Consider the following 13,920-nt stretch of genomic DNA (forward strand, 5'->3'; position numbering starts at 1 on the left):
GCTTTAAGGACACTCACAATGGCGAAGAGCAAGACGAAATGGTCACAGGGCGTGACCGAAAACAGCGACGCCATGGACCTCAAGGAAGGAGTCTTCACATCTGACGATCCGAAGAAGATTGCCGATTCCCTCAAACACTCCGCCGAGAGCAGCCATCGGCGCAAATCGAGCCCGTTCCGCTCGGCCATGTCGATGCTGAATTTCTACATCAACCGCGCCGGAGACCAGTTGACGAAGAAGCAGAGGGGCACACTTGAAAAGGCGAAGGACGAGCTGCGCAAGGATTTCGGTCGCGAAACCAGGCATTAGAGAATCACGAGGGCAAATGACTTACGAGCTTTATTACTGGGACGGCATCCAGGGCCGCGGAGAATTCGTGCGACTGGCACTCGAGGAAGCCGGCGCCGATTATATCGACGTCGCCCGCCAGTCCGGCCGCGGGCGCGGCACCGGCGCGATGTTTGCCATCATGCAGAGCGACAGCGAAGCGCATATTCCCTTCGCCCCGCCCTTCCTGAAGGATGGCGATCTCATCATTCCGCATGTCGCCAATATCCTTCTCTACCTCGGCCCCAAACTCCGACTGGCGCCTGATGACGAAGGGATGCGCTATGTCGTAAACGGGTTGCAGCTCACGATCACCGATTTCGTGGCCGAGGTGCATGACACGCATCACCCGATCGCCACCTCGCTCTATTACGAGGACCAGAAGGAAGAGGCGAAGGCCCGTTCGGCTGATTTCATCAGGGAGCGCATCCCGAAATTCCTCGGCTATTTCGAACGCGTGCTGCAGCAAAATCCGCATGGCCCCAAACATATAGCCGGCAATGCACTGACTTATGTGGATCTGTCGCTCTTTCAGATCGTCGAAGGTCTGCTTTACGCCTTTCCGAAGGCCATGAGCAGCTACCGCAGCAAATATCCGCTGCTTGCCGCCCTCCAAGACAGCGTCGAGCAGCGCCCCAACATATCCCGCTATCTGAAATCCGACCGCCGCCTGCCCTTCAACACCGAGGGGATTTTTCGGCATTATCCAGAACTCGACATGGAAGCGTCCTGAGCCGCATTGCTCTCGATTTTCGGGAGCGATTGGCAGCGCCATCGGTTTTGCCTGCGATCCCGAATTAGAGATATCGGAGAGGCCACGAGAAGGGCGCCACCTGACGCTTACCTTCCTGTTAAGAACCCGCGGTTCCGGTCGTAGTTCTTTTTCATTCGGGAATGGTGTTGCGCGTCAGGAAATCCAGCATGCGGCTCTCAGCCGCCCGAAGCCCGCGCGGAGGCTCGGTACCGCCCTCCTCCAGCATCTCATTCTTGGCTGAAAGTGCAATGATCGCCGGGTGGATGTAGCTGGAGCGCGAAATTGACGGCGTATTGTGCAGGACCTCGGCTGCAGCCTCCGACATCTCCTCGACGGTCGGTCTGCGCCCTTCTGATATGGCGCCGCGCGCCGCGCCGAACGCGGCAAGCGAACCTGCCCAGGTGCGAAAGGTCTTGGCTGAGATGGCGATGCCGGAAATCTCCGCGAGATAGGCATTGAGCCGACCGGAATCGACCGGCTTCAGTGCACCGGTCTCGTCCTTCCAGACAAAGAGCTGCCTGCCCGGCAGGTCGGCGATCTCTTCCAGAATTTTCTGAAGACGAGGATGCCTGAGGCTGCGCTGCACGCGCTTGCCGCCTTTGGCGCGGAATTTCAGCTCGATACGACCATCGACGATCTTCAGATGGCGCTTCAGCAGCGTCGTTGCACCATAGGTACCGTTTTCCTTCACATAGGCCTGGTTGCCGACGCGCAGATGCGCTTCATCAAGCAGGGTCGTCAACGCGGCGAGTACGCCGTTGATATCTTCAGCACCAGTGTCGAGATGACGCAGGACCGTTCGCCGGATCGTCGGGAGCGCCCGACCGAACTCGATGAGCTGATAGAACTTGCCGGCACTTCGGAAGGATTGCCAATCCTTGTGGTAGCGGTACTGCTTGCGTCCGCGCGCGTCATAGCCCGTCGCCTGCAGATGGCCATTCTCGTAAATGCAGATCCAGACATTCTCATAGGCCGGCGGCAAGCCGAGCGCTTGTATGCGCGCCCGCTGGATTTCGTCGGCCAATGTTTTCCCATCCGGCAACGTATAGCTGAAGCCCTTGCCCTTTCGTCGTCTGCGAATGCCCGGTTCGGTATCGCTGACATAGATCAGGCCAAGCTCGGTGATGACGTCGGCATTCATTGCTTGTTATGGATCCGTCACCTGCTCCGCCGACCGAAGTGGAACCATCTGCGGCGTTCCGCCTTGGTTGCGTCTTTTGGCGGTTTGGTCTGCCCCTTCGGCGCAAAGACTGCAATGCTTTGGGCATAAACTATTACGGGACCCTCCTGCTCATGGAGCTTGAAAGCATCCTCCTCTGCGCCGGTATCGAGTACACGCGCCCATTGCTTCAGGCCGTTGACCTCCGGCAAACGTACCTCGCAGTCTCCGCCGGCGTTGAAGACCAGATAGAGATCGTCCATTTCTTCGGCATCGGGGGAATGCGCGCTCTTCGACAGATAGACGCCGAGCACTTGCAGCCCATCGTCATTCCAGGCGCCGTCATCCATGAAATTGGCGTCCGGTTTGTACCAGGCAATTTCAATACGGCCGTCCTCGGTACTGTCGCCCGTCAGAAAGCGCTCCTGCCTCAGCACCGGATGCGCCTTGCGGAAGGCGACGACCTTGCGGCAGAAATCAAGGAACGGATCGTCGAGACCGTCCCATTTCGTCCAGCCAATCTCATTGTCCTGACAATAGGCATTGTTGTTGCCGCCCTGACTGTTGCCGACCTCATCGCCGGCAAGAACCATCGGCACGCCCTGGGAGAGCATCAAGGTTGCCATCATGTTGCGGCGGCGGCGTGCACGTAGCCTGTTGATATCATCGTTATCGGTCGCGCCCTCGGCACCCATATTGTCCGAATGATTGTCTGAATGACCGTCCCTGTTGTCTTCGCCATTTGCCTCATTGTGCTTGTCGTCGAAGGAAACCGTATCCATCAGCGTGAAGCCGTCATGCGCCGACAGCAAATTGACTGATGATGTCGCCCCGCGATCCGAGTGATTGAACTGCACCGCCGAGCCGGTGATGCGCTGGGCGAGTTCCGACACCATGCCGCCGTCGCCCTTCCAGAAACGGCGTACATCATCGCGGAACTTGTCGTTCCATTCGCGGAAGGGATGCGGGAAGCCGCCGACCTGATAGCCGCCTTCGCCGACATCCCAGGGCTCGGCGATCAGCTTGACGCCGGCAAGGATCGGATCCTGGCGGATCGCGCCGAAGAACAGGCCCTGCCGGTCGAACTCCAGGTCCTGGCGGCCAAGCGTGCTGGCGAGATCGAAGCGGAAACCGTCGATATGCATGACGCCGACCCAATAGCGCAGGCTGTCGAGCACCATGCGCATCACCATCGGGTTGGCGACGTTCAGCGTGTTGCCGGTACCCGTCGTATCGAAAGTATGGCGCGGATCATCAGGCGAGAGGATGTAGTAGCTTGCATTATCGAGCCCTCGGAAGGACAGGGTCGGACCTTTCTCGCTGCCCTCGGCCGTATGATTATAGACGACGTCCATGATGACTTCGATGCCGGCGGCATGAAACCTCTTCACCATGGTCTTGATCTCGGTGATCTTGTCGCCCGAGAGATAGCGCGCCTGCGGTGCGAAGAAACCGAGCGTCTGATAACCCCAGTAATTCGTCAGCTTCTTCTCTTCGAGATAGCGGTCGTTGGGGAAGAACTGGATCGGCAGCAGCTCGATCGCGGAAATGCCGAGTTTGACGAGATGATCGATGATCGGATCGCTGCACATGCCGAGAAAGGTGCCACGCAGCCTGTCGGGCACCTTGGGATGCAGCATCGTCAGTCCACGAACGTGCGCCTCATAGATGATCGTCTCCGGCCACGGCCGCCGTATTGCTTCTTCACCCGCCCAGTCGAAATCCGGATCCTGAACGACGCCCTTGACCATGTAAGGCGCGCTGTCACGCTCATCGAAGGAAAGGTCGTCCTTGCCGATCGTATAGCCATAGAGCGCATCGTCCCATTGGAGATCGCCAAGCACTTGCTTGGCATAGGGATCAAGCAGCAGCTTGTTCGGATTGAAACGATGCCCATTCTTCGGATCGTAAGGGCCATGGGCGCGATACCCATAGACCGTACCCGGCCCGATGCCGGCAATATAGCCCGACCAGATGTCGCCTTCTCGCTTCGGCAGCGGCAGCCGGGCGACTTCCTTTTTACCGTCGGGAGAAAAGAGGCAGAGCTCAATCTGCTCGGCATGAGCGGAAAAAACCGCGAAATGCGTGCCTGTGCCGGTATATTCCGCCCCCAGCTCCGGTTTCAGGAAGTCGAGTTCGGAAAAGGAAAAGCTCATGACGCCCCCCACTTGATGAATGGCAAGCGGGAAACGTCATTGCGGTGCGAAAGTTCCGTAAACTACGATCTTTCCGGCCCCATCAGGGCATCAGCTGACCGCCATTGACCTCGATGATCTGACCCGTGATGTAGCCGGAGAGCGTCGGCGAGGCGAGGAAAAGATAGGCACCGACACAGTCTTCCGGCGTGCCGACGAAGCCCATCGGAATAGACTTGCGCTGCAATTCCATCTGCTCGTCATTCGTATAGCGCTCGTGGAAGGGTGTCGCGATGACCCCCGGCGCAACTGCATTGACGCGGATCCTGTCGGCGACGAATTCCTTGGCGTGGCCATGGGTCATCGTCGAAACGAAACCCTTGGAAGCCGCATAGAGAATTGCACCATTGCCGCCGCCGTTGCGCGCCGCAATCGATGTCGTGTTGATGATGAAGCCGCCCTGCTTCTTCAGCCAGGGATGAGCAGCACGCGTGGCTGCAAGCACCGAACGGGCATTAAGGTTCATGACCTTCTCATAATGCTCGTCGGTATATTCCGACGTCGGCTTGCGGCCGAGCATGCCGCCGGCATTGTTGATGAGACCGTCCAGATGGCCGAAGGTCTTGGCCGTCTCTTCGACGACGCGCTCCGTCTCGCCTTCCTTCGATACGTCACCATGCACCAGATGCACCGTGCCGCCGGCTGCCCTGATCTCGTCGGCGAGCTGTTCGGCCGGTTCGCGGCTTGAATTGTAGTGTACGCCGACCTTGGCGCCCTGCGCCGCAAAGGCGCGCGCAACGGCCGCACCGATGCCGGTGGAAGCACCCGTAATCAGCACGGCCTTGCCGGCAAGATCGGGAATTTTGATGGATGCAAGCAATTGAGCAAGATCTGCCATGGCGACGATAGCCTCCCGAAAAACCAAGAACATAGGTGATGACGTGATATGCGCCAGTCTTAGCAGGGGAGATTGGTGAAGGGCAATGCACGAAAGAGCGAGATGGATACGCTTGCGGCACCAGTGCCGCCGTTGACAAATGACCGGCAGGCCATAGTCTCGGCCTTGCCCTACGCAGCGCAATTACGATGCAGTCGATCTCCGAATAGGCCGCTCTCAGACCCGTTCGAGCGCCACAGCAATACCCTGGCCGACGCCGATGCACATGGTCGACAGCGAATAACGACCGCCGGTTTCACCAAGCTCCAGTGCCGCGGTGCCGGTGATGCGGGCACCCGACATGCCGAGCGGATGGCCGAGTGCAATCGCGCCGCCATTGCGGTTTACGCGCTGATCGTCATCGGCAAAGCCGAGCTCGCGCAAAACAGCAAGCCCCTGGCTGGCGAAGGCCTCGTTGAGCTCGATCACATCGAACTGTTCCTGCTTCATCGCAAGCCGCGCCATCAGCTTGCGGGAAGCCGGGACAGGTCCAATGCCCATGACGCGCGGCGGGACGGCTCCAGCCGCACCGCCGAGAATACGCGCAATCGGCGTCAGGCCATATTTCTTGGCCGCCGCTTCCGACGCGATGATGAGTGCAGCCGCTCCGTCATTGACGCCCGAGGCATTACCGGCTGTCACCGTGCCGCCCTGACGGAAAGGCGTCGGCAACTTGGCGAGCGCTTCCATGCTGGTCGCACGTGGATGTTCGTCTTTCTCTACGATAACAGGGTCGCCCTTGCGTTGGGGGATGGTCACCGAGGTGATTTCCTTGGCCAACCTGCCGCTTGCCTGGGAGGCCGCAGCCTTCGCCTGCGAACGCACGGCAAAGGCGTCCTGGTCCTCACGGCTGACCTTGTAATCCTCGGCAACGTTCTCGCCTGTTTCCGGCATGGAATCGACGCCGTACTGCTTCTTCATTAGCGGATTGACGAAACGCCAGCCGATCGTCGTGTCATGGATTTCGGCAGCACGCGAAAAAGCGGTATCAGCCTTCGGCATCACGAAAGGCGCACGCGACATGCTTTCCACGCCGCCGGCGATCATCAGCTCAGCCTCGCCTGATCGGACGGCGCGGGCTGCGGTAATGACGGCATCCATGCCCGATCCGCAGAGCCGGTTGATCGTCGTACCCGGCACAGAGACCGGCAGGCCGGCGAGCAGCAGCGACATGCGCGCGACATTTCTGTTGTCCTCGCCCGCCTGATTGGCGCAGCCGAAGATCACGTCGTCGACGGCTTCCCAATCGACGGACGCATTCTTCGCCATCAGCGCCTTCAGCGGAATGGCGCCGAGATCGTCGGCGCGCACGGAGGAGAGCGAGCCGCCATAACGGCCGATCGGCGTGCGGATATAATCGCAGATAAAGGCTTCGGTCATGGACTTGTCCTCAAAGTTGGGGAACGACGAGGTCGGCAACCGGCCCCTCGATATGAAGCTGCGCGCTGGTCATGGCCTGCAGTTCTTCGACAGACATCGCGGCAAGCTTCTCGCGCAGCACGAAACGTCTGTCCTTGATGTCGATGACGGAATGGCTCGTATAGATGCGGGTGATGCAAGCCACTCCCGTCAGCGGGAAGCTGCATTTATCGACCAGCTTCGGCTCGCCGTTCTTGGTGACGTGCTCGGTGATGACGCAGACCTGTTTGGCGCCGTGCACCAGATCCATGGCGCCGCCGACAGCCGGCACGCCCTTGGCGCCGACGCGCCAGTTGGCGAGATCGCCGTTCTGGGCAACCTGATAGGCGCCGAGGATCGCGACATCGAGATGACCGCCGCGTACCATGGCAAAGCTGTCCGCATGGTGGAAGAAGGCCGCACCCGGCTTCAGCGTCACCGCTTTCTTGCCGGCGTTGATGAGATCCCAGTCCTCCTCGCCCGATGGCGGCGCCTCGCCGAAATTGAGGATGCCGTTCTCCGTGTGGAAGATCGCCTGCCGGCCCGGCGGCTGATAGCGGGCAACCATTTCCGGAAAGCCGATGCCGAGGTTCACATAGGCACCGTCGGCGATGTCCTGCGCTGCCCGCCAGGCGATCTGTGCGTTGGAGAGCTTGATATCTTCTCTGGTGTCGACGGTCATATGTAGGCCACCCCGGCTCGAATGAGCTCTTCTTCCTGTTGCGGATTGGCGATCTCGACGACGCGATCGACGAAGATGCCGGGTGTGACGACATGCTCAGGATCGATGCCGCCGGCCGGCACGATCGTCGAGACCTGCGCGATCGTCTTGGCAGCCGCCATGCACATCAACGGATTGAAGTTGCGGCCGGCCTTGTTGTAGGTGAGGTTACCGTGGACATCGCCGACATGCGCCTTGACGATGGCGAAGTCAGCTTTCAGCCAGCGTTCCTGCACGTAGTGGCGGCCATCGAATTCGGCGATGACCTTGCCTTCGGCAAGCTCAGTCCCGTAACCCGTCGGCGTATAGAAGGCCGGGATGCCGGCTCCGCCGGCGCGGATGCGTTCGGCGAGCGTGCCTTGCGGCACCAGCTCGAGTTCGATTTGCCCTGCAAGATACCTGTCGGTGAAGGCGCGCGGGTCGGATGAGCGCGGGAAGGAGCAGATCATCTTCCTGACCATGCCGGCATCGATCATTGCGGCGATGCCGATGCGGCCATTGCCGGCATTGTTGTTGATGACCGTGAGATCTTTCGGCCCTCTGTCGATCAGGGCGTGAATGAGTTCGATCGGCGCACCCGAGCCACCGAAGCCACCGATCATCACGGTCGCGCCGTCGCCGATTTCGGAGACGGCGTCCGCCGCCCTCCCGATTGTCTTGTCCATGCGGGATCTCTCCTTGCCGGCTGAGGCTTCCTCGTGCCCCAATGAGAAAAGCATAAAGTGAGAGCCATCCGGACGGCAAGAGTTTTGTGCGCTATTTTATATTTGTTCGTATATCGCACATAGGTGACGTGCAAATATTCTCGGCGGTCGACCGGCCCGCATGGAAAAGCAATCGTGCGTCGGTGGGCCAGCGGCCATCCGGCAGCGTTCGCAGAAAGCCGGTTTTGCGATGAGGTTAGATTGTCGGCAGGGCAGGTCGCAGCGAGACCCGCAGAGAGAGAATGCTCGAGAAGAGGCAAGACACGGTTGCCATGCAAGGATCCCAAGCGGACTGGAGCTGCCCCCTTGCGGGGGCGCTTTCAACCGTGTCGTACCGTCAGGCTTAACGTCCTTTGCTTTCCCGCGATGCCGGCAGTGTCGTGCTTTCCCAATGCCACTCCACATTTCCGGGTACAAATCCGAGCTTGAGGTTTCTGCGACCAATAATTCGACGGCTTCCGGTGTTCGGCGCAAGATGGTCGATATCTGTCAGGAACGCGTCAAAACTGTCGCGCCAGCGTGGATCTATGTGATGGTCGGACGCAAGCATGCGGCGATACTGTTCCCGCAGGAACTTGTGCTTATGGGTTTTTGGCATGGTGCTCGGGTGGGAATGCTGGGGGTGTCGGAGCAATAGTGAGCGGGCCGTATAATTTGACTTTACGTTCGTTGTAAAGTGCCTCTTGTCGGCAAAGCAGATTAACCGTCACGTTCATCCGGCTCGTTGCGACTGGCGGAACCCGGACGCGAAGCGACATAGGCGGCGCAAGCCAGGATCAGTGCACCGACAATGATCACGAGCGGAACAGACGGCTTGGAGGTAACGAGGAATATTGCGTATCCCGCCGACATCCCCATCAAGGCCAAATTCTTGGACTTGCGGGAAATCGCGCCATTCTCGCGCCAGTCACGCAGCGAGCCGCCAAATCGACTGTTCATCAGATAGGCCTCCAGGCGCGGAGATGACCGGCTGAAGAACCATGCGGCCAGGATCAAGAAGATCGTCGTCGGCATGAGCGGCAGAATGGCGCCGACAATTCCAAGGCCAACCATCAACAGACCGAGGCAAAGGTAGACAGCCCGTCGGAACGAACTGCGCGATGGATCTGGCGTAGAACTCAATTCACACACTCCTGTCGGGTCGTCAGGTACCTGAGATAATCGAGGTCCTGTTCGCCATCCATTCGCGGAAGCATCAATTTTGACGTCGACGGTTGCCCAGCTGACGCGTAAGTTCGCCGAACCACACGACTATCTCGCGCAACACATTCCAAACATCTGAGCGGAACCTCTACCATGACGACCCACGATTTCGTCGCGACTGCCTTTTACAACGTTATTGGCACCTTGCCTCCTGCTTTGAAAATCATGAGCGGCGATACGATCGTAACCCGCACGCTCGATGCAGGGGGCTACGACGAGAATGAGGTCCAGCGGGCGCACGGTCCAAATCCTATGAATGGGCCGATCTTCATTGAAGGTGCCGAACCCGGAGATGCCCTCAAGGTCGAGATTCTGGACATGAAACCGACGCGTGACATGGGCTTCACTCGCAGTGTGCTGGCGGCAAATGTCATCGACCCCGAGGCGGCTCGCGATCTTCCGAGGTCCGAAAAGACGCTGTGGGACATCGACCGGCAAGCCATGACGGTGAAGCTGAAGGAGCAGGTTGCCGGCATCGAAAACCTCGTCCTACCGCTATCGCCGATGATCGGATGTTTCGGCGTTGCGCCGAGCCACGGCCAGGCGATCTCAACGGCGACCAGCGGCGCGTATGGTGGAAACATGGACTATCGCTTGCTCGGTCCAGGCGCGACGATCTGGTTTCCGGTCTTTGCGCCCGGCGCGTTGTTCTTTCTCGGGGATTGCCATGCGGTCCAGGGTGACGGCGAAATCGTCGGCACCGGCGTCGAAACGACATTCGAGGTGACGGTCCGGCTGACCGTCGAAAAGGCAAGGCCGATGTCCTGGCCGAGGGCCGAAATTGCCGATGACATCATCACCATCGGCAATGCGAGGCCGCTGGATCAGGCTCTGCAGCATGCGACGACCGAAATGCTGACCGTGCTCGTAGCGGACTACGACCTGACGAAGGTCGCGGCCAGCCATCTGCTCGGCCAGGTGGTCCGCTACGATATTGGCAACGTCTTCGATCCCGCCTACACGGTCGCCTGCCGGGTTGCGAAGAAATGGCTTCCGGCGCGCTGAGCAATGCCGGCCGCACAAAGGCTGCGATCGGGACCTCACCCATCATCGATCCGGCAACCGAACTTCTGAGCCACGATGAAGGAGCCAGACAAGTCCATGCGCGAAAGCGATTTCGTCAGCGGCTTCGCCCGCGGCCTCAAGGTAATCGAAGCTTTCGGTGAAATGCATCGCCGCCTATCCATCACCGATGCGGCGAAGCTCACCGGCCTCGACCGCGCCACAGTGCGCCGCTCGCTGCTGACGCTCGCCGAACTCGGCTACGCCAATTACGATGGCAAGTTCTTCACGCTGACACCGAAGATCCTGCGGCTCGGGCATGCCTATCTGGAGGCGACACCGCTGCCGGTGCTCATTCAGCCGCATCTCGATGCCCTCTCCGAGAAGGCTGGCCAGAGCGCATCCGCTTCGGTGCTCGACGGCAGCGAGATCGTCTATGTCGCCCGCGCCTCGCAGCGCCGCGTCATGTCGATCAATCTCACGCCCGGCAGCCGTCTTCCCGCCTATTGCGCCTCGATGGGCCGCGTGCTGCTTGCCGCCCTCCCTGAAGGCGAGGCACGGGCGGTTCTTTCCCGAAGCGAGCTGAAGGCGAACACGCCGAATACGAAGACCGATCCTGGGGAACTGATGGCGGAGTTCCGCAAAGTTCGCGCACAGGGCTATGCTCTCATCGACCAGGAGCTTGAAATCGGCCTCTGCTCCATCGCCGTACCGGTCGAGAACGACCGCGGTCAGACTGTAGCCGCCATCAATATCGGCGCACCGGCCGCCCATGTGCCGGCGGCCGAGATGGTCGCGCGCTACCTGCCGCTACTCAAGGAAACGCAAACCACACTGCGGACCGTGCTGCGCTAGAGCCGAAGCCATCAGCCGTCACTCCGGCCGGCGCGAAATGCGAAAGACGCTGGCGGGCGGAATATTCAGGCGCACCCGGCCGAGCCTCTCCGCCCGCAGGCCCAATTCCGCAAGCACATCTGGTGGAACGGAACAGGATTGGCCGTAGGTGAACTGGTAGAAGGCGCCGCCACGTTCCAGCAGGCTGAACCCGCCGCCGACGATGGCGGTGATGACCTCGATGGGCATGTTGCGAAAAGGCAGGCCGCTGACGATTGCGGCCTGCGGCCCGAACTCGGTCCTGCAGGCAGAAAGCTCGCACGCGTCTCGCTGGAGGATGGTCACGTCAGGAAAGCGCTGCCGCAGTGGAGCGATGAAGCGGGCTTCGAGCTCCACTAGGGTCAGGTCTCGCGCCGCTAGGCCGCGTTTGAGAAGCGCCTCGGTGAAAACCCCGGTGCCGGGGCCAAGCTCCAGCACCTTGCCGGCCGAAGGCTCGATCTCGCTGGTCATCAACCGCGCCAGCCGCCCTCCCGAGGGCACGATCGCGCCGATTTTCCTGGGCTCGGCGAGAAGCGCACTAAAGAAGGCGGCCAGTGGCGGCTGTTGCATGCGGGTCTCCGGCATCGATTTTCCAATTCCGGTATTCCCCTTTCAAATGATGTGAGCATGACGTGCACTCGCAGCATCGGAGAGATTCATACAGTCTGGACCGTCGGCTCGAAGCTCATGTTGAAGCTCGCGCCGCCGCCCTCCGCATCCGACACCCATACGCGCCCGTGGTGCAGCTTGACGATCTCGCGCACGAGGTGCAGGCCGAGCCCGATGCCCTGGCTGCGCCCGTTGGCGCGCTGGAAGGGCTCGAAAATCCGTTCCCGGTCCTCAGGCGCGATACCGCGGCCTTCATCGCTGACGGAAATCTGTGCGGGGCGCTCCACGGCTATGGTGATCGTGCCGCTCCTGCCGCCATGCTGGATGGCATTCTGCACCAGATTGGCGATCGCCCGCTCCAGCGCGGTCTCGTCGCCGAGAATGCGTTCGGGCATCGAGCGCAGCTCGAAATTGGCCTGATAGCCGGCAGCGATGATCAGCGGCGCAAGTTCCGCGGCCTGCCGTCTGGCGACCGTCGCAAGGTCGATGGAGCAATCCGGCACCGGCTCCTGATTGAGCCGCTGCAGGTCGAGCAATTGCTGGGCGAGCGTCGAGAGACGAGCGACATCCTCCAGCAGCCGGTTGGTTGCTTCCGTCGGCGGCATGGTTTCCAGCCGGTTCTGCAATATGGCGATTGGCGTGCGCAATTCATGGGCGGCCGCCAGCATAAAGCGCCGCTGCTTGTTGTGGTCGTCATCGAGGCGCTGCAGCGTCTCGTTCATGGCAATGACCAGCGGTGCGACTTCCTCCGGCACGTTTTCGAGCGGCAGGCGATAACCGCGTGTGGTGCCATCGATGCCCTGTGCTGCCTGCGCCACCTCATTCAATCCGCGGTGGATGCCGCGCGCAACGAAGGGCGTGACCGCCAGTGTGATCAGGCCTGTCAGCAAGATCACCGGCAGCACGACGCCGGAGGCGATCGCCACGAAGACGACCAGAAGTTTGCCGGCCGAGAGACTGCCCTGACGTCCGACGATGACGAGAAGATCCCCGTGATCGGTCTTCACCTTTTGCAGGCGCGCGGCAATTGTCGCCGGATTGTCCTCATCCCCGTTGAAACGCGCCTCGGCGATATCCGTGCCCGAGTTCGCAATGGCGAAATATTGCGCCGGCACATTCCCGTCGGTCAGCATGTGCCCCTGCTGATCACGCACCAGGAACCAGAAATCGGCTGCCTTATCGCGCTGGTAGTCCAGTGCGTCCGTGCTCGTGGTGCGCATCGAACCATCGGGATTCCAAGCGATCGATTCCGTCACCGCATCAATTGCATGCTCGTCGGGAGCGAAAATCCCGCTCATGCCCGAGATCCAGAAGACGAAGGCAAAGGCGATCGCGATCAGCACCAGGGTTGCGGCCTGCAGCGCCACCAGCCGGCGGATCAACCGCCATTTCAGCGAATAGAACTTCATCTTCTTCATGGCCGGGCCTGCCGGATCAGATAACCCACCCCGCGGATCGTATGGATCTCGACCCCAGCACATGCCGCATCGAGCTTGCGGCGCACGCGCGAGACATGCGCATCGAGTGCATTGGACTGGATCTCGTCATCCATGCCGTAGACGGCCTCTTCCAGACTGGAGCGCTCCACCGTGCGGCCGGCGCGGCGCATCAGCGCTTCCAGCACCAGCAATTCTCGGCGCGGCAATTCGAGCGCCACGTCGCCGACACGCGCCTCGCGATTGCGCAAGTCGAAATGCAGCCGGCCGAGGCACAGGCTTTCGATCTCGATATTGCCAGGGCGGCGCAGGATAGCTCTCAGCCGCGCCATCAACTCCTCTACGGCGAAGGGCTTGGCAAGATAGTCGTCGGCGCCGAGATCAAGCCCCTCGATCCGGTCTTTCAGATCGCTGCGCGCCGTCAGCATGATGACGGGAACGGTCGGCTGGATGCGGCGCGCTTCGGCGATCAGTTCCAGCCCGTCGCCGTCAGGCAGGCTGCGGTCGAGCAGCAGGGCATCATAACTGTTCAGCCGCACGGCCTCCTCGGCCGCCTCGATCGTTGAAACGTGGTCCGCGATGATGTTGTTGTTGCGGAGCGCCGCCGTAAGCACAGCGGCCATTTCCGGTTCATCTTCCGCCAGCAAGACGCGCATTCGATC

General features: G+C 60.6%; 14 protein-coding genes. 4 read left to right on the top strand and 10 right to left on the bottom strand.

Translation table 11 applies throughout. From position 1 onward, the window contains the following. The first annotated feature begins 18 nt into the window (after window positions 1–18). Window positions 19–309 carry a DUF3175 domain-containing protein gene (locus tag FHT87_RS04385; protein ID WP_183799767.1) on the top strand — a complete coding sequence of 97 codons (291 nt, stop codon included), beginning with the start codon at window positions 19–21 and terminating at the stop codon, window positions 307–309. Between the two features lie 16 nt (window positions 310–325). Beyond that, on the top strand, window positions 326–1,060 hold the full coding sequence (locus tag FHT87_RS04390; RefSeq protein WP_183799769.1) for a glutathione S-transferase: 735 nt from the start codon (window positions 326–328) through the stop codon (window positions 1,058–1,060). A gap of 151 nt (window positions 1,061–1,211) precedes the next feature. Here the strand turns inward: FHT87_RS04390 and FHT87_RS04395 are convergent, their stop codons facing one another. From FHT87_RS04395 to FHT87_RS04425, 7 genes are all read right to left on the bottom strand, one after another. After that, the gene (locus tag FHT87_RS04395) at window positions 1,212–2,222 is read right to left on the bottom strand and encodes a DNA topoisomerase IB (RefSeq protein WP_183799772.1); all 1,011 of its coding nucleotides are present in this window, start codon (window positions 2,220–2,222) and stop codon (window positions 1,212–1,214) included. A 17-nt stretch (window positions 2,223–2,239) separates the two neighbouring features. Beyond that, window positions 2,240–4,396, bottom strand: coding sequence for a glycogen debranching protein GlgX (gene glgX, locus FHT87_RS04400; protein ID WP_183799775.1), 2,157 nt, complete (start codon window positions 4,394–4,396; stop codon window positions 2,240–2,242). 82 nt (window positions 4,397–4,478) lie between these two features. Further along, window positions 4,479–5,273 carry an SDR family oxidoreductase gene (locus tag FHT87_RS04405; protein ID WP_183799778.1) on the bottom strand — a complete coding sequence of 265 codons (795 nt, stop codon included), beginning with the start codon at window positions 5,271–5,273 and terminating at the stop codon, window positions 4,479–4,481. A 216-nt stretch (window positions 5,274–5,489) separates the two neighbouring features. Beyond that, window positions 5,490–6,692: a 3-oxoadipyl-CoA thiolase gene (gene pcaF / locus FHT87_RS04410; RefSeq protein WP_183799781.1), complete on the bottom strand. Its 1,203-nt coding sequence runs from the start codon at window positions 6,690–6,692 to the stop codon at window positions 5,490–5,492. A gap of 10 nt (window positions 6,693–6,702) precedes the next feature. Next, window positions 6,703–7,392 carry a CoA transferase subunit B gene (locus FHT87_RS04415; RefSeq protein WP_183799783.1) on the bottom strand — a complete coding sequence of 230 codons (690 nt, stop codon included), beginning with the start codon at window positions 7,390–7,392 and terminating at the stop codon, window positions 6,703–6,705. Further along, window positions 7,389–8,096, bottom strand: coding sequence for a 3-oxoacid CoA-transferase subunit A (locus FHT87_RS04420; RefSeq protein WP_183725765.1), 708 nt, complete (start codon window positions 8,094–8,096; stop codon window positions 7,389–7,391). Before FHT87_RS04420 ends, FHT87_RS04415 begins: the two co-directional genes overlap by 4 nt. A 738-nt stretch (window positions 8,097–8,834) precedes the next feature. Next, window positions 8,835–9,257, bottom strand: coding sequence for a YbaN family protein (locus FHT87_RS04425; RefSeq protein WP_183725767.1), 423 nt, complete (start codon window positions 9,255–9,257; stop codon window positions 8,835–8,837). Window positions 9,258–9,431: 174 nt separating this feature from the next. Here FHT87_RS04425 and FHT87_RS04430 point away from each other — a divergent pair, with 174 nt between their 5' ends. Continuing rightward, window positions 9,432–10,343: an acetamidase/formamidase family protein gene (locus FHT87_RS04430; protein ID WP_183725769.1), complete on the top strand. Its 912-nt coding sequence runs from the start codon at window positions 9,432–9,434 to the stop codon at window positions 10,341–10,343. 96 nt (window positions 10,344–10,439) lie between these two features. Continuing rightward, window positions 10,440–11,195 (top strand): IclR family transcriptional regulator, encoded by a 756-nt coding sequence (locus FHT87_RS04435; RefSeq protein WP_183799787.1) that lies wholly within the window; start codon window positions 10,440–10,442, stop codon window positions 11,193–11,195. Window positions 11,196–11,213: 18 nt separating this feature from the next. On the opposite strand, the gene FHT87_RS04440 is transcribed toward FHT87_RS04435, so the two are convergent. The 3 genes from FHT87_RS04440 to FHT87_RS04450 all read right to left on the bottom strand — a co-directional run bounded on the left by FHT87_RS04440 (window position 11,214) and on the right by FHT87_RS04450 (window position 13,914). After that, on the bottom strand, window positions 11,214–11,798 hold the full coding sequence (locus FHT87_RS04440) for an rRNA adenine N-6-methyltransferase family protein (protein WP_246698026.1): 585 nt from the start codon (window positions 11,796–11,798) through the stop codon (window positions 11,214–11,216). A 71-nt stretch (window positions 11,799–11,869) separates the two neighbouring features. Further along, window positions 11,870–13,240, bottom strand: a complete 1,371-nt coding sequence (locus FHT87_RS04445; protein WP_183725773.1) for a HAMP domain-containing sensor histidine kinase — start codon at window positions 13,238–13,240, stop codon at window positions 11,870–11,872. Next, complete coding sequence (locus FHT87_RS04450) at window positions 13,237–13,914, bottom strand: response regulator transcription factor (protein ID WP_183725775.1); 678 nt, start codon at window positions 13,912–13,914, stop codon at window positions 13,237–13,239. The genes FHT87_RS04445 and FHT87_RS04450 overlap by 4 nt, the downstream gene beginning before the upstream one ends. Window positions 13,915–13,920 lie beyond the last annotated feature (6 nt).

The sequence above is a fragment of the Rhizobium sp. BK316 genome (assembly GCF_014193695.1).
Taxonomy (GTDB): domain Bacteria; phylum Pseudomonadota; class Alphaproteobacteria; order Rhizobiales; family Rhizobiaceae; genus Rhizobium.